Here is an 18,501-nt window from a genome sequence, read left to right as displayed (position 1 = left end):
GTGGTTTAAAGCAAAAAGAAAATATTAATTAACTTTAGAGAACTGGACTAGGGCTTTTCATAGGACACGTTGTTAGCTACCGTTTATTTCTTCGTTTAATGTTTTGTATTTATGTTTATTTACTCTTTTTATATTCTCAAGAATTTTATTTCGTTTTTCTTTCGGAACTTTTTTTAACCTATCCACGAATGTTGGATAAATTATTTTTTTTGCATACATCCAAAGTGGATTAGTCATATTATCTATTTGTCTCCAATGTTTACCGTGATTTAGGGATAACATTTCTATTAAAAAATCTAAATCCTCAAACCACTGTTTTTTGCCACCTTTCCAAAGTATTTCACTAATACAAAATTCTCCTCCTTTTTCTCTCCCTTTTTGAAGCTTAATTTTCCAATTTTCGTTCCATTCTTCTGGTATTGGGTCTTCTTTACTTTTGGTGATTGGTTTACCTAATTTTTCTAAAATAGGTTCCCAGTCCTCAGCATCAATAATCCATTTTTTAATTGCAGATATAGCTGTTCCTTTTTCAGAAGTTGTCCATTGATTAGCTCCTTTAATAAATGAATTTAATGCATTGTTATTGTTTGGAATAGGGAGATAAAACCTGAAGACTTGGTCGTGTTTCCCCATACGTTTTTGGAATTCAGGTAGTTTTTTTGCTAAAACTTGTCCGACTATATTTTTGGGAAACATCCAAATCGCATTATATAAACTTTCGTAAAGCCCAAAATCATCTTTTAATTTAACTGCATCAACTAACTTTTCAAGATATTTTACATCTTCATTTCCTTTCAAAGAATAAGTTAGTTCACTAAATTTTTTACAATCAGAATCTGTTTTTAAATCCCAAACTTTCTCAAATTCTAAAGACCAATTGTCAAAGTTTGTTTTACTCATTTATGTCGGGTTCTTAATGGTAGCTAACGGTTTGTGTATGAAACGTAGCGTGTAAAAAGACGCTGACTTTTCGGATTAACACAGAGCCGAATTTTTATGTTTTGTTTTTAATTTTTCTATTTTAAAAGCCAAATTTAAAAATTTGGCGATCTAAGTAAATAAGTACAAATCTTTTGGTTTAGCACTTATTAGCTATGTTTTATACACCGTGTTAGGCAATGTTTTTTTTATACACTAGATTTAAAACGTCTTCCACAAAAGCCTTTACCTTTTGTATTTCCGGCTTATAATTAGAAGGATGTCCACATTTATTCCTTAACCCAAGACAACTGTTAATTAGTTCATTTTTTTCAAATTTATCATAAAGTCCTACTTTTTGACTCAAGTGAAGAGTTGTCTCGTCTTTTATAAATTCAAAACTATTTACATCTTTTATTTTTTTTGCTTTTGGCTCAATAATTTGAAGTTCTTTGTTTATTTCTATCAGTTTAGTTGAGTCTATTATCTTTTGTCTAATATTTTTTATTGAGGCAGACCATATGAAAATTACTCCTGCTCGAAGTGCTCCGCACCTGAAGCAATCTAATCCCTCCATTAAGTAGTCAATTTCGTTCTTGTCTTCTAACTCAAATACCAAGTGTTCTAGGTCTTTGAAATCCTCAACTTCTGTATCTTCATTTAAGCGTTTATCTAGTGGTGAAAAGTAGATTTCGTCTGTACCGTGAATTAATTTAGAATATTTCAGATGAGTGTCGTAAGATTCTAAGGAAAGACTACCCAATATTTTTATTAAAGGAACTCCTAGTTCATTCAGGTGTTTTATATATGAGTGCCTAATTGATTTGGATTTAAGTAATGGATTTAGATTTAGTTCGCTAATGGAAGTGTCAATCATTTTTCTCACGCTTGTTGGTGAGTACTGTTTCTTTTTATCATTTTGACTGTAGAATAGCCAATCAGTTGGTTCAAATGCAAAATAATATTCTCTTAATGTTGGAAGAACTCTTTTAGATAAAAAAGCCTTTCTTTTAATTTTTCCATTATTGTCGTAAACCTGAATATTCGGTCTTTTTTCTTTTGACCTTATATTTTCCACTTTTAAATTCAATAATTCGCCAATCTCTAGACCACAAGAGTACATTAATAGAATAATTGATTTGTGTTTAAGATTTTTCTTGTTTTCAATAATTTCTAAAATCTCACTTTGAGTGAAAAACTCGGTCTTTTTTGGTTTTTCAGGCGGTAATTTAAACTTATAAATACCGTGTTTTTTATTGTTTAATTCGTCAAAAAAGAAGTTGCAAGCGTAAATCAATGTCTTTACTGTAGACCTTGATTTTTTTTGGTTGATTAGAGATTGAGCATATTTTGAGACTTGTTTGTTTGTTAATTCCAATGGTGGAATTGAAGGGTAATAATCGAATAATTGGAATAACTGACTTGAGTAACTTTTAACAGTTGTTTCTTGATAATTCCGACTTTTTAAATCCGATAATATTTTCTCCCTCAAGTCTTCGTTCATTTTTTTTAAATATTGCCTAACGTTTGAGCTATGAACAGTACGAGAGCAAACTAGCGTTTGCTGTCCGTCACGCACATAGCGAAATCTTTTGGTTTTGTTTTATTTTTTTCTTGTCTAAAGCGCCCCGAAGCTTCGGGGCCAAAGATTTCGCGACCTCATAAAAATACGCAAAGCTTTCGGTCATACCCGAAGCCCGTATTGTTTATAGGTTGTGTTGTAAAACGTACTTTTTTCACACGTCGATTGAGATGGTAACTTTTCCGCCAAGTCCTTTTTCCACAATTTCGTACAACGTTTTTAAGGTAAGATTACTCCCATTGTTTTCAACCCTTGAGATGTAAGTCCGTTTTTTGTCCACCAATTCTCCAAGCTGTTCTTGTGTCAAGTTTTTTTCTTCCCGAGCGTTGCGCAGAAGCAAACCGATTTTAAAGGACTCAAAATCCCTTTCTAGTCCATCTCTCCGTTCCGTTCCTTTTTTTCCATAAACGGTGTCCTTTATGTCTTTCCAACTTTTAGTGTCCAACTTATCTTTTTTTGTCTTCATAGTATGAATTCATTAGTCCGACTGCTTTGTCGATTTCTTTTTTCGGAGTCTTTTGCGTTTTCTTGGCAAATCCATTCAACAGGATAACTAATTTGCCTTTGTCAAAAAAACAGAACACTCTCCAAATGTTCGAGCCCAATTTTATGCGAGCTTCGTAAAGTCCTTTTGTTCCAACAATTGCTTTTAAATAGTTCGAGGGAACTCTTTCATACGTTTCGATTATTTCGATAACCTTGAATATCTTATTCTGAACCTTTTTCGGTTGTTTGAGCAAGAATTCTTCGAAATAGTTTTTGTATTGGATTACCTCCCTAACTTTATCCATTACTCAAAGGTAACTTAAAAGTTACTATTCTCAAAAGAATAACGTTGAATGTAGATGAAATGTTGTAATTGAGCAGTATGTTTTACAACGGTTTAGCTATGAACAGTACGGGAGCAAACTGGCGTTTACTTTCCGCCACGCACATAGCGAAATCTTTTGGTTTTGTTTTTTCTTTTTTTGTCCAAAGCGAAATCCCAAAGATTTCGCGACATCATAAAAATACACAGAACTTGGCGTTTAATACCTAAGCCCGTATTGTTTATAGGTTGTGTTGTAAAACGTTTTTTTTCTCCACTTCTTTTTTTATTCTTCCATCTGAGAAGTAATAAGTCCATAAACCTGCTTTTTTTCCGTTTTGATACCTACCTTTTTTATATAAGTATCTTTTACCTTCTTTTTTTGAAACTTTATATTCCCTTAGTTCCAAAATAAAGGTTTTGTAATCTTCTTCTCTTAATAATTCCCTTAGATTTTTTGCATTACTGTCCAAAAGTATTGTTTCATGCTCTGTTGTTAATACACCATTTTTATTATAAAATTGATGCATTACTACGTTTCCAAACATGTCGTAAGTTGCAACTTGCTTACAACCGTCCTTGAAGTAACTTATATGTTGTCCAGTCAGAAAGGCGTATTCTTTATTGTCAAACTTATAATATGTAGTAGTTCCGCAATATTTAGGTTTTCCATTTTTAAACGTCGTTGAAGTCGTCTTACAATCAATTTTCTCTAAACCCTTATGTAAATCCAAATACCTATCCGGAAATTGTCCGTTAGCAAGAATAGGTACCAAAATGATTATTAATAGAGTTTTTAGAAGGTTCATGTAAATGTTTTACAACGGCTCGGCTATGGCAAGTAGGGCAGGCAAGGAAACTTTTCGTTTCCGTCTGGTCTGCTAGCCAGAGCTTTTTGTTTTGTAATTATTTTTCTTTTTTAATTGCCAAATCCAAAAGATTTGGCGGACTTAGCAAATACGCCCAAGCCTTTAAATATAATACTTTATGCCCTATTTGCTATAGGTATTGTTACCAACTGTTTTTTTACGTTTGAGTGAGTTTTTCCATTCTATTTTTCAGTTCCGCCCGAGTGAAAAGTCCATCAACACAACAGTTGCGTCTGAGTAAGGTCCATCTGCGTAAACTTGTTAAATTCCAGTTCGATTCCAATTGCGTTTGATTCGTTGAGCTAATGTTCAATTCTATTTATTACTTCTTTCTTAGAATCATCGCTTGACAATATTCGCGACCACCCATGCCTACTCCGTCCATGCATATTCCTCCTTGTAACTCCCAACCATCATTTAGTCTTTCTTGAACTTCATTTACCATATCGTCTCTTTTGGCAGCTTTTACTATTGTGTATGTTAAACTCATGATTTTTATTTTATTAGTTAATTTTTATTTTTTTCAAAATAGTTGGTAACGGTTTAGCTATGAACAGAATGGGAGCAAACTAGCGTTTGCTTTCCGCCACGCACATAGCGAAATCTTTTGGTTTTGTTTTTTCTTTTTTTGTGTCAAAGCGACCCCGAAGCGTCGGGGCCAAAGATTTCGCTACTTTATAAATATACACAGACTTTGGCGTTTAAGCCCGAAACCCGTATTTTTTATAGGTTTTGTTGTAGAACGTATTTTTTTAGATACTCAAAAAAGTTTTATTTTTTATCCGAAATCATACATGCCTTCCAATGATTATCTTTTAAAGTAATAATAATAAAACCAAAATCATCGGACATACAGGAGCCTCCGCTGCCCGAACCCGAAAGTGTTTTAATATTTCCTGATTCATCCCTTGAATACTCTATTTTAATGTCTTTATCAAAACTGTGTAAAACACCAATTCGAGATTTTAATTCTTCATCATTCATGTCCCTGTTTATTCGAATAACTAAATCGAATTCCGAATTAGCTATGGCTTGGAATACATTTGTTTCCGGAATTTGTGTCTTATTGTTTTGTCCGAATAAGTTTTGAAAACTGATTAATAAAATAACCAGAGTTATAATTTTTGTCATTTGTTTCATTGCTTCTGATTTAGATATGTTCTACAACGTTTATGTATAAGAATAGTTGCGGGTTTGTATGCGAGGATTTTCCGAAGGAAAATCAGACGTTACAAACACGCAACGACCTTTGTTTTAGCACTAAACCGTAATTATTTTTATACGGTGTTGTAGGTAGTTTTTTATTCAGATTTTATTTGTCAACCATATAATTCCGATTCCAGAAAATAAAAATCCACCGATTAGTAAAATCATTGGTAGGTTCTTTTCCCACCAATCATTGTCTTTTATAATTTCATACTTATTTTGTTTTTTCAGGTAAATAATGTCAATCAGTTCATTAATCCGTTTCGGGTTTTCACTAGAGTCCAACTTTTGAGTCGTTTCAACTCCATTTCGATCAGTAAAACTTACTATCGGAAAATGATATTCGTAAGAATCTCCGTCAGCCTCTTTATTTCGTTCTTTTTTAAAGTCAACTATTTTCGCTTTAGTTTTAATTCCGTTGGCTCTTATTCTGCTATTTGTATTCCGAATATAGAATCCTGCGTATAAAAATCCACAACCAACAACTAGAAAAACCAGTCCTCCGAGTAAATCTCGATTGTAAAAAAAGAGACTGAAAATGACAATCAAAAGTCCGATTGGTAATATGTGTTTTCTTATGTCGATGTTCATTTTTAAATTACCTACAACGTACGGCTAAACAAACTTGTTTGTTTAGCCCCATTTTATAAATTTCCTACAAATCAGCAACTATACCAACTAGATTTTAAGAAAAAGACCACAAAGTTCTTAACATAAGATGTTGAAATGTAGTCGCATAGCAGGAGGGGCAGGAGGACTACAAAAATTTTAAAAAGTGAAATCGTTAGTCACTTCGAGTGGCTACTTTTTTCAACAGAGGTATCGAGAAGCTGAACTAATAAAGAAAGAAGTAAGAAGAAAGAAGAAAGGAATCTAATTCTTAGCCAAACCTAATACTTGTAGTGTTTTGGTGAATAGCGCTTTTAAAATGCGTTGTAGTGCCACTGCAGCAGATTCTAAATAGCGCCACAATTGTTTTTGTAGAACCGCTAATTTCGATTTTATAAAAACTTCATGTTTGTCAAACAACAAAGCCAAATACGAGCAGCTTATCATAAATGCGATGGCACCTACAATCACCACCACCGGACTCAACGCATGGTTGAAAAAACGATACAAACCTAAACCGGTAAAACTACCGTAGAGAATAATAAAATGAATGACATAAATAGACAAAGTGTTCTGCCCAATACGTAAAAAAGTAGCATTTAATACATACTTACGCGCAAGTATAAATAGGGCAAAGGCCACTAAAACATCACCCAAACGAATAAACAGATAATTGTTAAGCGCTATCGCATTAAACAATTCAATGTCTGTTGCAACATACAACCAATCCAACAACGGAGACGAGGTGAATATAAGTAGCAGACCTGCAATCGCTGCAATAGGAATGGCATAGGTATACAACTTTGTACTTTCGCGATACCGATAAAAAAGCACCGAAATAAAAGCACCAAAACTGGCATAGCCAAACCATGGAATTATCGTAAATACAGAACCGTTTGCTTTGCTAAAGTAATTGGCAAAAACATTAGGTAGTGCAGCAAAATTTACTGTTTTATACATTGGCTCAAAAGCAAAGAGTAAAACAGTGGTTAGTACCAATACACTCGGTAAAATCCATTTTTTAGCTTTGGATGTTAACAAGTAAATCGCAATAATACCGAGTATCGAAAGGCCGATACAATGCAATACATCTACAAATAAAAATCCACGATATATTTTGCCTTGCAGTAATCCGAAAATATTGGAACGTAGCAAATAGCCAATAAATATTAATTGTAACCCACGGCGTACTCCCTTTTTTATACGCGGATTATCGAATCCTTTTTGTGGTACTTTAATTAAGAGGTAGGTGAAAATAAATCCGGAAACGGTAAAGAAAATAGGAGCAGTAATGCCTCTAAAATATTTCCAAATGCTATAGGTTAAATTGGAATTATCACGAAAAGCATCTGCCAGAAGTCCATCTATAAAATGCCCTTGCAGCATCATCAGAATTGCCCATGCGCGCATCGCATCAATAAAATACAGTCTGTTTTTATTCTTTTCCACAGAATAGATTTACGTACGAAGCATCAATTTTAAAGACACCAGCTTGCTGTTATTTTAGGTTCTGTTCTTTTTTAAACAGAATTTTGAAGCAAAACTATATAAAATTAGTTCATAATACCTTGTAATCCACTAATTTTGCAACAATCACTAAAACGAAAATATGGCAACTATATTGGCTTTTGCAGGCAGTAATTCGAGTACTTCAATAAATTTTGAATTAGTAAAATATACAACTTCACTGTTAGAAGGACATACTATAGAATTGCTGAATTTGGCCAATTACCCTTTTCCGATGTTTAGTGTAGACGCCGAAAAAGAGAATGGATTTTCTAATTCGTTGGTAGAATTTAAAAGCTATATAGCGAATGCCGATGGTATTATTATATCTGTAAATGAGCATAATGGCAATGTTTCGGCATACTTTAAAAACCTTACCGATTGGTTGTCGCGCTTAGATATTAATTTCTTAGCCGATAAAAAGGTATTACTTATGAGTACCTCACCTGGTAAAAGGGGCGCTATTGGTGCATTAACAGCTACGCAACAGATTTTGCCACGCTACGGTGCACAAGCAGTTTCTACTTTTTCACTGCCTTCTTTTAATGATAATTTTGATGCAGATAAAGGTATTGTTGAAGCCGATTTAGCTACTGCTCACGCTACTGTTTTAAAACATTTTGTGGAGAGCCTTTAAGAATTGGTTCAAGTAGGTACATTGAGTAACTTTGGGGTATGTTATCCGATTTTAAAAAGCATTTTCAAAACAACTTTGAAAGTTTAAAAGACGACACTTTTTTACTTGCCATTAGTGGCGGTATTGATAGTGTGGTTTTGGCGCATTTATTATTTAAGTGCAATATTAAATTTGCTTTGGCGCACTGCAATTTTCAATTGCGCGGCGAAGAAAGCGAGAAAGATGAATTGCTAATTCATGATTTATCGGAACACTACAACTGTAAATTACACGTCACAACTTTTGATACTACAGGATATGCTGACACCCATAAAGTTTCGATACAGATGGCAGCAAGAGAACTACGTTACCCTTGGTTTAATGAAATAGTTCGTGATTTTGGGTATAAAACAGTACTTACCGCACACCATGCCGATGATAATATCGAGACCTTTTTAATTAATATATCACGCGGAACAGGAATTGAAGGTTTAACAGGAATGCCTGAAAAAACGGAAGTACTAGCACGACCACTGCTCATTTTTTCAAGAGCACAAATTGAAGCCTATGCCAAAGCAGAAAAGCTAACTTGGCGTGAAGATGCTAGTAATGCGGATACCAAATATTTAAGGAACAAGATTCGACACGATATTTTACCAACGCTAAAAACCTTGCATCCTACTTTTGAGGCAAATTTTGAACATACGCTGCAACATTTACAGGGGAGTGCAGCGCTACTAAAAAATTATATTGGTGAATTAAAAGAGTCCATGTTCATAGAAAAAGAGGGCGTTCACTATATAGCGATTCAGAAATTGCAGCAATTAGAACCTCTAGATGCTTATTTGTATGAACTTTTTAAGGACTACGGGTTTACATCCTATACCGATATTCGAAAGCTGTTAACGGCATTAAGCGGAAAAGAAGTGTTTTCGAAAACTCACCGTTTATTAAAAGACCGTGAGCATTTGCTGTTGAAAGAAATTGAAACTTCCGATACGCAGGAGTATTTTTTAGAGGAAGGAACCACTGAAATTAATTATCCTATAAAATTATCAGTGTCAACTACTGAAAACGTTGCATTTAGTGACGATGCGAATATACTTTTTGTAGATAAAAAAACGTTAAAGTATCCGTTGGTAGTAAGAAAGCGGCAAGAAGGCGACTACTTTTATCCTTTGGGAATGAAAGGGAAGAAAAAAGTATCTAAATTTTTCAAAGATGAAAAAATGGATATGATTGCTAAAGAGCAACAATGGCTGCTTTTTTCGAACAACAAATTAGTATGGGTTATTGGTAAACGGGCGGATGAACGTTTTAAGGTTACCGATACTACAAGAACGATATTAAAATTTACAGTGGGCTAATGCAACACAAAATATTCTACGTATTATTTTTCTTAATCGGATTTACTTCCTTTGCGCAAGACGATGAAAATCCCGTTTTGTGGTCTCAAGAATTGAATAAAATTTCGGATACCGAATATGAATTAATCATATCAGGAAAAATACATGAAGGCTGGCATGTGTACTCACAGTTTACAGCGGATGGTGGATCCATGCCTTCTGAGTTTACTTTTGATAAAGTTGATGAGCATTTTGAATTGGTGGGGAAAACTACCGAAAGTGAAACGCTAACCGAATACAGTGAAGTTTTTGAAGTTGATGAAACCTTTTTTAAGAAAGAAGCTGTTTTTAAACAACACATAAAATTATTAAATCCTGATGTGCGCCAAATTGATGTGAATCTTTGGTACCAGGTATGTAAGGAAGTTTGTATTCCCGCTGAAGCCGATTTTAGTTTTGTTTTGGATGGAGGTGCAGTGGTAAAAGAAACCAAAACGGTTGATGACAAAAGTCTGGCAATGGGCGCTGCGCTAAAACTGGACTTAAAACATAAAGAACGATTGGTGTCTGCAGAAGATGCGGTGGCTGGTGCTTCTAGTATCTGGGTTATTTTTGGATTAGGATTTTTAGGTGGATTAATTGCGCTTTTAACGCCATGCGTTTTTCCAATGATTCCGTTAACGGTTTCGTTTTTTACGAAACATTCGGGCAACAAACAAAAAGGAATTGCGAATGCTATTTTATATGGCTTTTTTATTGTGGTCATTTACTTTTTACTAAGTCTGCCTTTTCATTTATTCGATTCCGTCGATTCTCAGATATTAAATACCATTGCGACTAATATTTGGCTGAACGTTGCCTTCTTTATAATCTTTGTGTTCTTTGCTTTTTCATTCTTTGGGTACTACGAACTTACTTTACCGAATTCTTGGGCGAATAAAATGGATGCTGCATCATCTAAAGTTGGTGGTGTACTCGGCATCTTTTTTATGGCCGTTACCTTAGCAATTGTTTCATTTTCATGTACTGGTCCTATTTTAGGTGGATTGTTAGGAGGAACAGTTTTGGGTGAAGGCGATGTTGCTACGAATCTTTCTGCTGGGATGACAGGTTTTGGTGTTGCCCTAGCATTGCCATTTGCCTTGTTTGCCTTATTTCCAGCTTGGTTAAATTCTTTACCGAAGTCCGGCGGATGGATGACCACTGTTAAAGTAGTATTAGGATTTTTAGAATTAGCATTAGCCTTTAAATTTTTATCGAATGCTGATTTAGTTGGTGGATGGGAAATTTTAAAACGCGAAGTTTTTATCGCGATATGGATTGTACTTTTTGTACTGCTAGCCTTATATCTTTTCGGAATATTTCGTTTTCCGCATGATGGCCCGAAACAAAAATTATCGACCTCACGGAAAGCTACTGGGGTATTAAGTGTTGTCTTTGCGCTGTACTTATCTCTTGGATTATTAAACACTGTAAAACTGAAGTTATTCGGATTCTTACCTCCCGATTTTTACACCATAGCGGAAAAGGAAACAGATTGTCCGTTAGGATTAAATTGCTTTAAAGATTTTGAAGAAGGTGTTGCTTTTGCTAAAAAAGAAAACAAACCGATATTATTAGATTTTACTGGATGGGCGTGTGTCAATTGTCGTAAAATGGAAGAAAATGTTTGGAGTGAACCCGATATTTTTTCGATTATAAACGAGGACTACGTTTTAATATCGCTCTATGTAGATGATCGTAAAGAACTTGCTGAAGAACAAAAATTCAATTTTCAATACGATTCGGGTCGCGTGAAGTCCATCGAAACAATAGGGCAGAAGTGGGGGACTTTTCAGACCATTAATTTTAATGCAGCTTCGCAACCGTATTATGTGTTGCTATCTCCAGATTTTGAAGTTTTAAATGCTGCGGTGCAATACACCGATGCAGCAGCTTATAAATTATGGCTCGAAAACGGACTGCAAGAATTTAAGGCTTCAAAAAACTAAGAAATTCTGACTCAAATTTCTCTTTTATTTTCATAGAATAGTTTTACCTTTCGGTGTAAACTACCTCCAATGCGAATACTAAAAATAATAGGATGGCTGCTTTTAGCGCTGATTGCCATTCTAGCTGTTCTAACAATTTATTTTAAAGTTTCACTTTCCCCTGATTATGAAGGTTCTAAAGACTTAACAGGCCTTACCAATACCGTAAATGTGTATTACGACACTTATGGTATTCCACATATTTATGCGGAAGACGAAGTAGATGCCATGCGTACTTTAGGGTATGTTCATGCGCAAGACCGACTATGGCAAATGGAATTGTTACGACGCATTGGTAGCGGAAGTTTATCTGAAGTGTTTGGAGCTGATTTAATTCCCACCGATAAAATGTTTCTTTCCTTAGGTATTGATGATAATACCGAAGAAATTATTTCTAAGCTAGACATGCATAGTCCGCCAGTGATAATGGCAAACGCATATTTAGATGGCATTAATCAATTTATAGCAGAAGGGCCAACTCCCATTGAATATTATTTAACTGGTTTAGATAAAACCGAATTTCAGTTAAAAGATGTATACAATACTATTGGCTATATGGCTTTTAGTTTTGCAATGGCACAGAAAACGGATCCGTTGTTGACCAATATCAAAGATAAATTGGGAGTAGCTTATTTACAGGATTTAGCTATCGATGCGGATACAACGACAGTATTGCTTAAAAATCATCCGGATACCCCATACACTTCCATTTCCAATTCCATAACAGCAATGGCAACCAAGGCATTGGATAAATTGCCTGTTCCACAATTGGAAGGGAGTAATAGTTGGGTGATAGGACCAGAGAAAACCAAAAACGGGAAAGTGATTTTTGCGAATGACCCGCATATTGGTTTTGCGCAACCTTCGGTGTGGTACGAGGTTCATGTGGCCGCCACAGATTTCGAAATTTATGGTTACCATATTGCGGGTATGCCTTTTCCGCTATTAGGTCATAATCGCGATATCGCTTATGGGTTGACTATGTTTGAAAATGATGATATCGATTTTTATTACGAAGAACTCAATCCAGAGCAAACCAAATATAAAACAGAAAACGGTTGGGAAGACCTTCAGAAAGTATCGAAAACTATAAAAATTAAAGACGCGGATGATGTGCTTTTCGAATTTAATAAAACAAGACATGGGGCCATTGTAAACGATGTGTATACTACAATAGTTTCTGAGCGACCTGTTAGTATGTCTTGGGTATATACCCAAGCAGAAGGTAAAGTTTTAGATGCCTTATATGGTATTTCTAGAGCAACCGATTTAAACACTTTTAAGACGGCTTTGCCTAATATTCATGCTCCAGGATTAAATATTATGTATGGTGATGCTAAAGGTAACGCTGGTTGGTTTGCCACTGCTAAATTGTATAATATGCCAGATAGTACCAGCACTAAATTTATTTTAGATGGTACCACCGGAAAAGACGAACGCTTAAATTTTTATGACTTCTCGCAAAATCCGCAAGCATTAAATCCGGAAACGCATTATGTGTACTCCGCCAATAATCAACCAGATTCTATAAATGGAAAGTATTACCCTGGATATTATTTACCTGAAAATAGAGCAAAGCGAATTACCCAATTACTAGATGCTAAAAATGATTGGGATATAAATTCTGCAAGCGAGATGATTAATGATGTTACCTCAGCTGTAAATCCGACTATAATTAAAAATCTAGAAATAGCTGTTGATGCAAAACAATTGAGCGAGGCTGAAACTGTTGTTCTTGATAAATTAGGTAATTGGGATGCAGATTATACCTTAACAAATACAGATGGTGCTTTATTCCATCGTTGGTTGTTCTTGGTTTTGAAAAAATCATTATCTGATGAGCTAGGCGAAGAACAGTTTTCACAATTGATAATCACCCATTTTTTTAAGCGGATGATCAATGGGTTTGTTGCAAACGAGGCTTCCGTTTGGTGGGATAATGTACAAACAACTGCTATTAAAGAGACCAGACAAAATATAGTGACCCAAGCGTTTAAAGAGGCCTATGCTTCTTTGGTAAATGATTTTGGTGATGACGCTTCACAATGGACATGGGATAAAGTACATACCATAGAACACGGACATCCGTTAGGGCAAGTTGAAGCGTTACGAGAATATTTTAATGTGGGGCCTTTTCCTATCAATGGAACTAGAGAAGTGATAAATAACCTGGGATATGATTATTCCGAAGACGGATTTTATAAAGTAAAATCGGGACCATCTACACGCCGTGTTATCGATTTTTCTGATATTGAAAATAGCTTGAGTATCCTTCCTACAGGGCAATCCGGCAATCTGTTAAGTCCTCATTATCAAGACCAAGCGGAGATGTATACTAAGGGAGAATTCAGAAAAATGATGCTGAATAAGGCCGAAATCCAATCAACTTCAAAATCTTTACTTACATTTAAGCCTACAGAATAGTTACGTGTATGCTTACAAAAGTTTACGGAAGTGCCGTTTTTGGAGTTGAGGCTACAACAATAATTGTTGAAGTAAATATCGATATTGGAGTAGGGTATCATTTGGTAGGTCTGCCCGATAATGCTATCAAAGAAAGTAATTATAGAATAGCGGCTGCTTTGCTAAATAACGGCTATAAAATTCCGGGTAAGAAAATCACAATTAATATGGCTCCTGCCGATATGCGTAAAGAAGGTTCTGCATATGACCTTACTTTGGCATTGGGCATCTTAACAGCTTCCAATCAAATTCAATCCGAAAATTTAGAGAAATATATAATTATGGGGGAACTTTCTTTAGATGGAAGTTTGCAACCTATAAAGGGTGCTTTACCCATTGCCGTAAAAGCAAAAGAAGAAGGATTTTCTGGATTTATTTTACCGAGTCAGAATGCAAAAGAAGCGGCCATAGTCTCCGACTTAAAAGTATATGGCGTTGATAATATTAAACAAGTAATTGATTTTTTTGATACCGGCACTCCTCTAGAACAAACTATTGTAGATACCCGTGCTGAGTTTTACAAAAACCTTGATTTTCCTGAATTTGATTTCTCCGACGTAAAGGGACAAGAAAGTATAAAACGTTGTATGGAGATAGCGGCAGCAGGAGGTCATAATATCATACTAATTGGTCCGCCTGGCTCTGGAAAGACAATGTTAGCCAAACGCTTGCCTTCCATTTTACCACCGATGACCTTACACGAAGCACTTGAAACGACTAAAATTCATAGTGTTGTGGGCAAGGTGAAGAATACAGGATTAATGAGTCAACGCCCTTTCAGAAGTCCCCATCATACTATTTCGGATGTCGCCCTCGTCGGCGGCGGTGCGTACCCACAACCGGGAGAAATTTCACTTTCGCATAATGGCGTTTTGTTCTTAGATGAATTGCCAGAATTTAAAAGAGGTGTATTGGAAGTAATGCGGCAACCGCTAGAAGATCGGGAGGTAACTATTTCGAGAGCACGTTTTACGGTAACCTATCCCAGTAGTTTTATGTTGGTGGCTAGTATGAATCCGAGTCCCGGTGGTTATTTTAATGACCCCGATGCGCCTGTAACCTCATCACCAGCAGAAATGCAACGGTATTTGGGAAAGATATCAGGACCTTTATTGGATCGTATTGATATTCATATTGAAGTTACGCCAGTACCTTTTGAAAAGCTTTCTGAAGAACGAAAAGGAGAGGGGAGTGTTGATATTCGAAAACGGGTAACCGCTGCTCGAGAATTGCAAACTACTCGTTTTACAGCATTAGAAAATGTGCATTACAATGCCCAAATGAATACAAAACAGATTCGCGAATATTGTAAGTTGGATGAGGCTTCTAAATTGCTATTGAAAAATGCTATGGAGCGTTTGAATCTATCTGCACGAGCCTATGACCGAATATTAAAAGTTGCCCGAACTATTGCTGATCTAGAAAATACAACTGAGGTCACTGGTACGCATATTGCCGAAGCGATTCAGTATCGAAGTTTAGATAGAGAGGGATGGTTGGGGTAGATTATTCTATTTCTAAAACTAAATCATCCATAGCTTTTGCGATACTATTTGGATTTACTCCTTTTTTAATTGAAACAATCGTGTGATTTTTATTTGGTTTGCTTTCACCCGAATTCCACTTATTACTTCCATCTTTTGCTACAGATACATAACCATTCGAATTGAAGTCAAAATAGTTAGCCGAAGTTTCATCATCTAAAAGCATTACTGCTACTTGATCCCATGCAGGTCGTCCAGCAAAATTATTATACAATTCGTATCCCATGTAAACCGGATTATTTTTGTCTAATTTGGACTTTAAATAAGCTCCTCCGGTACGTATTTTATTTCCTACTTCCCATCCACAGAAAACAACCTCTTTATCCCAATTGGCTATACAATATACCGTTGAAGTAGGGTCAGGACGATAGAAATTTGCTTCTTTACCTTCAGGGTAATTTCCGCCCATACACAACCATTTTTTCACCTTTTTTGTGGCCAACTCTTTTCCCGATAATGTTGAGATATCATCAGCTTTAGATTGTATTAAATTCTGAAGACTCGTTAAATGTCCGACTGTGATAATCACAACAGAATTATCTTCACTTTCCGCCAATAGCTTTCTATATAACCGAGCCGATTCTGTAGTCTCGTCTATTGAATTTATATCCTTTGGAAAGTTTGTACTTACTTGTTTGGTATACTTTGAGAAATTTTCAATTTTTTCTTGTTGCTTTAAAAACCCTATGGGAATATTAGGTCGTCCAAAATGTGTATTTATAGCGTCAACACACTGGTATGAATACGAGTCGTTACTAGTTACTACAACTCCTAATAACTCTATTTTACCTAAATCTTGATACCCATGTAACATGGCTAAGGCTTGTACATCATCTACATCAGAATCAATGTCTGTATCGAAGATGACTTTAGTTTGCGCTGTGCATGATAAAGTGATGAGAAGTAATAGCGATTGAAAAAGGGATTTCATTATAATATTTGCTTAAAATAGAGAAGTGTATATTTTTTGAGGCTCCAAATTATCTAGTTGAAACTACATTGTTAAAGTTATAAAGGTCGACTGTTGAAAACAATGTTTTTTAAACAATTCTAAAGCACAAAGCATGCTTATATTTGTTTTAACAAGAAACATGTTGAATTCTACTACAAAATTGTTTGAGAAATGAGTCGGAAGACCAATATTTTTGCGATTTACGCTTGGGAAGATAAAAATGCTTTATTGCAAATAAGACAATCTTTGAGTGCATTAGAAGCTAACGAAACCGTAAATATATGGGCAGAGGATCCTATTCTCCCTGGGCAAGAATGGAAGCCAAAGGTTGCATCTCATATGGATTTTGCTGATGTTTTTCTGCTATTTGTGAGTACTGATTTTATGAAATCTAAATTTATTCAGCAGATAGATTTTAAAAACATTATTGATAAATATAAAGCCAATGATGCGGTAGTTGTACCCATATTATTAGATGATTGTCAGTGGCAAATCGATTTTAAATCAGAAGAGTATGATTTTAATCTGAATGAATTACAAGTTTTACCGAATCCAATAAAGCCCATTGAAAATTGGGAATTACCAGAGGAAGCTTTTGAAACTATTGGTAGTGATTTAAGAAAGGTAATTGCAGAACTTAGAGGAGAAAGTGTTGAAGAGGCACCTGAAATAGAAGAAAAAATTCCTGAAGTAGAAGAGATAGTTCCTGTAAAAAATGTGGAAGATCAACTAGAACTTAGTTTTTTTGATGAAGTTGATACAAATGAAGATAGCATAGCTGCTCAAAATCGCGATGCTGAAGCTGAACGATTACTTGAAGAAGCAGCTGCTAAAAAGCGAGCAGCCGGGGAACAAAAAAGAGCCGCTGAGGCTGAGGCCCAAAACAAGGCTAACATCTTAGCGCAGCAAAAAGAAGCAGCTGAAAAAGAAGCAGCTGAAAAAGAAGTACAAAGAAAGGTCGAAGAAGATAAAAGAAATTTAGCGGAACAAGAAGCTAAAATTAAGATTGAAAAGGAAAAGCAGTTAAAAATAGAGGCTGAAAAACTTGCGAAAGAACAAGCGGAAATAGGCGCAGCAAAGGATGCTCAATTAAAAGCGGACCAAGAAAAATTATTACAAGAAGAACTACAAGCGAAGAAAAGAGCAGAAGAAGTTCAACGAGCAGCAGCCGAAGCTAAGGAAAAAGCAAAAATAGAAACAGAACGCCAATTTATAGAAGAAGAAGCGAAAAGAGAAGCTGCGGATGAGGAGCGAAAATTACTCGAGGAGGCTGAGGCAAACAAAGCTTATCAAAATCATGAAGAGGATTACGAAGAGGAATTAGAAGAAGACGAACCAGAATTAGAAGATTCGACTTCGAGTAAGAAAAGCCTTTTAATATTAGTAGGTGTGCTTTTACTAGCAGTAGCATTTTATATTTTTTATGATTCTGACGGAGACACGAAAGAAATTGTTCCGATACAAGAGGAAACGAATACGGAGGTGATGGACAATCCAATTACCACTGAAGATTTGGAAGTTGCTACTGAAGAAGAAACTGTTGTTGAAGAACCGGAAAAAGTTATTGAAGAGGCGCCAAAAGAAACTGTTGAAGAAGAAACAGTAGTGGAAACCTCTGATGAAAGGGATGTTGCAGTAGAAAACACTAATTTTTCTGATATAAAAATTGGTGATTCTTATGGGGGTGGGATTGTTTTTGAAATTAATAAGTCCAATAAAACAGCTTTGGTAGCACAAGAAAAAGATGCTGGACCAATGTCTTGGAAGAGTGCCATGAAAATTAATGAACAATTGGGTGAAGATTGGCGTTTACCAACACAAGATGAATTGAAATTAATGTACAATACCATTGGTAAAGGGGGCGATAATAGTGGTGGTTTTGCAGAAGAATTATACTGGAGTTCAACCTTATACCAGAAAATACAATCCCGCATGGTTCGCTTTAGCGATGGAAATACTTCATTCCATTACAGTAATGTGCGCGAATCTCGTAAATTTCGTGTTCGAGCAATTAAAAAAATTAGTGGATAATTTTAGAATTTAAAGTAACTT

At 35.4% G+C, this 18,501-nt stretch carries 16 protein-coding genes; 6 read left to right on the top strand and 10 right to left on the bottom strand.

Going from position 1 to position 18,501, the window contains the following annotated elements:
- Positions 1-72 precede the first annotated feature (72 nt).
- From UH7x_RS18745 to UH7x_RS18705, 9 genes are all read right to left on the bottom strand, one after another.
- Entirely contained in the window at positions 73-900 is an 828-nt protein-coding gene (locus UH7x_RS18745; RefSeq protein WP_482361458.1) for a hypothetical protein, read from the bottom strand.
- A gap of 211 nt (positions 901-1,111) precedes the next feature.
- A complete protein-coding gene (locus UH7x_RS18740) occupies positions 1,112-2,422 on the bottom strand; it encodes a tyrosine-type recombinase/integrase (RefSeq protein ID WP_482361457.1) in 1,311 nt (436 codons plus the stop codon).
- Positions 2,423-2,654: 232 nt separating this feature from the next.
- Positions 2,655-2,945 (bottom strand): helix-turn-helix domain-containing protein, encoded by a 291-nt coding sequence (locus tag UH7x_RS18735; RefSeq protein WP_215939940.1) that lies wholly within the window; start codon positions 2,943-2,945, stop codon positions 2,655-2,657.
- A gap of 1 nt (position 2,946) precedes the next feature.
- Positions 2,947-3,291, bottom strand: a complete 345-nt coding sequence (locus UH7x_RS18730) for a type II toxin-antitoxin system RelE/ParE family toxin (RefSeq protein ID WP_482361456.1) — start codon at positions 3,289-3,291, stop codon at positions 2,947-2,949.
- Between the two features lie 259 nt (positions 3,292-3,550).
- Positions 3,551-4,117 (bottom strand): hypothetical protein, encoded by a 567-nt coding sequence (locus tag UH7x_RS18725; protein WP_482361455.1) that lies wholly within the window; start codon positions 4,115-4,117, stop codon positions 3,551-3,553.
- Between the two features lie 382 nt (positions 4,118-4,499).
- Positions 4,500-4,667, bottom strand: coding sequence for a hypothetical protein (locus UH7x_RS18720; RefSeq protein WP_482361454.1), 168 nt, complete (start codon positions 4,665-4,667; stop codon positions 4,500-4,502).
- A 281-nt stretch (positions 4,668-4,948) separates the two neighbouring features.
- Entirely contained in the window at positions 4,949-5,317 is a 369-nt protein-coding gene (locus UH7x_RS18715) for a hypothetical protein (protein WP_482361453.1), read from the bottom strand.
- 165 nt (positions 5,318-5,482) lie between these two features.
- A complete protein-coding gene (locus tag UH7x_RS18710; protein ID WP_482361452.1) occupies positions 5,483-5,974 on the bottom strand; it encodes a DUF3592 domain-containing protein in 492 nt (163 codons plus the stop codon).
- A 282-nt stretch (positions 5,975-6,256) separates the two neighbouring features.
- Complete coding sequence (locus UH7x_RS18705; RefSeq protein ID WP_482361451.1) at positions 6,257-7,441, bottom strand: acyltransferase family protein; 1,185 nt, start codon at positions 7,439-7,441, stop codon at positions 6,257-6,259.
- A 160-nt stretch (positions 7,442-7,601) separates the two neighbouring features.
- On the opposite strand from UH7x_RS18705, the gene UH7x_RS18700 reads away from it, so the two are divergent.
- From UH7x_RS18700 to UH7x_RS18680, 5 genes are all read left to right on the top strand, one after another.
- On the top strand, positions 7,602-8,135 hold the full coding sequence (locus UH7x_RS18700) for an NADPH-dependent FMN reductase (RefSeq protein WP_482361450.1): 534 nt from the start codon (positions 7,602-7,604) through the stop codon (positions 8,133-8,135).
- Between the two features lie 38 nt (positions 8,136-8,173).
- Positions 8,174-9,481, top strand: coding sequence for a tRNA lysidine(34) synthetase TilS (gene tilS / locus UH7x_RS18695; RefSeq protein ID WP_482361449.1), 1,308 nt, complete (start codon positions 8,174-8,176; stop codon positions 9,479-9,481).
- The gene (locus tag UH7x_RS18690) at positions 9,481-11,451 is read left to right on the top strand and encodes a protein-disulfide reductase DsbD family protein (protein ID WP_482361448.1); all 1,971 of its coding nucleotides are present in this window, start codon (positions 9,481-9,483) and stop codon (positions 11,449-11,451) included. The genes tilS and UH7x_RS18690 overlap by 1 nt, the downstream gene beginning before the upstream one ends.
- Positions 11,452-11,520: 69 nt before the next feature.
- Complete coding sequence (locus UH7x_RS18685) at positions 11,521-13,914, top strand: penicillin acylase family protein (RefSeq protein WP_482361447.1); 2,394 nt, start codon at positions 11,521-11,523, stop codon at positions 13,912-13,914.
- Between the two features lie 8 nt (positions 13,915-13,922).
- Positions 13,923-15,458: a YifB family Mg chelatase-like AAA ATPase gene (locus tag UH7x_RS18680; protein ID WP_482361446.1), complete on the top strand. Its 1,536-nt coding sequence runs from the start codon at positions 13,923-13,925 to the stop codon at positions 15,456-15,458.
- Between the two features lies 1 nt (position 15,459).
- Here the strand turns inward: UH7x_RS18680 and UH7x_RS18675 are convergent, their stop codons facing one another.
- A complete protein-coding gene (locus tag UH7x_RS18675; protein WP_482361445.1) occupies positions 15,460-16,428 on the bottom strand; it encodes a nucleoside hydrolase in 969 nt (322 codons plus the stop codon).
- 192 nt (positions 16,429-16,620) lie between these two features.
- On the opposite strand from UH7x_RS18675, the gene UH7x_RS18670 reads away from it, so the two are divergent.
- Entirely contained in the window at positions 16,621-18,480 is a 1,860-nt protein-coding gene (locus UH7x_RS18670) for a TIR domain-containing protein (RefSeq protein ID WP_482361444.1), read from the top strand.
- The last annotated feature ends 21 nt before the right edge of the window (positions 18,481-18,501 follow it).

Source organism: Aurantibacter sp. UH7 (assembly GCF_056839165.1).
The sequence above is the reverse complement of the archived record's forward strand: the minus strand, read 5'-3'. Positions and strand labels throughout refer to the sequence as shown.

Coding starts and splice junctions, on each gene's coding strand:
- UH7x_RS18675 (WP_482361445.1), bottom strand. CDS start 16,428: ATGAAATCCCTTTTTCAATCGCTATTACTTCTCATCACTTTATCATGC.
- UH7x_RS18670 (WP_482361444.1), top strand. CDS start 16,621: ATGAGTCGGAAGACCAATATTTTTGCGATTTACGCTTGGGAAGATAAA.
- UH7x_RS18720 (WP_482361454.1), bottom strand. CDS start 4,667: ATGAGTTTAACATACACAATAGTAAAAGCTGCCAAAAGAGACGATATG.
- UH7x_RS18740 (WP_482361457.1), bottom strand. CDS start 2,422: ATGAACGAAGACTTGAGGGAGAAAATATTATCGGATTTAAAAAGTCGG.
- UH7x_RS18700 (WP_482361450.1), top strand. CDS start 7,602: ATGGCAACTATATTGGCTTTTGCAGGCAGTAATTCGAGTACTTCAATA.
- UH7x_RS18710 (WP_482361452.1), bottom strand. CDS start 5,974: ATGAACATCGACATAAGAAAACACATATTACCAATCGGACTTTTGATT.
- UH7x_RS18685 (WP_482361447.1), top strand. CDS start 11,521: ATGCGAATACTAAAAATAATAGGATGGCTGCTTTTAGCGCTGATTGCC.
- UH7x_RS18715 (WP_482361453.1), bottom strand. CDS start 5,317: ATGAAACAAATGACAAAAATTATAACTCTGGTTATTTTATTAATCAGT.
- tilS (WP_482361449.1), top strand. CDS start 8,174: ATGTTATCCGATTTTAAAAAGCATTTTCAAAACAACTTTGAAAGTTTA.
- UH7x_RS18730 (WP_482361456.1), bottom strand. CDS start 3,291: ATGGATAAAGTTAGGGAGGTAATCCAATACAAAAACTATTTCGAAGAA.
- UH7x_RS18725 (WP_482361455.1), bottom strand. CDS start 4,117: ATGAACCTTCTAAAAACTCTATTAATAATCATTTTGGTACCTATTCTT.
- UH7x_RS18680 (WP_482361446.1), top strand. CDS start 13,923: ATGCTTACAAAAGTTTACGGAAGTGCCGTTTTTGGAGTTGAGGCTACA.
- UH7x_RS18690 (WP_482361448.1), top strand. CDS start 9,481: ATGCAACACAAAATATTCTACGTATTATTTTTCTTAATCGGATTTACT.
- UH7x_RS18745 (WP_482361458.1), bottom strand. CDS start 900: ATGAGTAAAACAAACTTTGACAATTGGTCTTTAGAATTTGAGAAAGTT.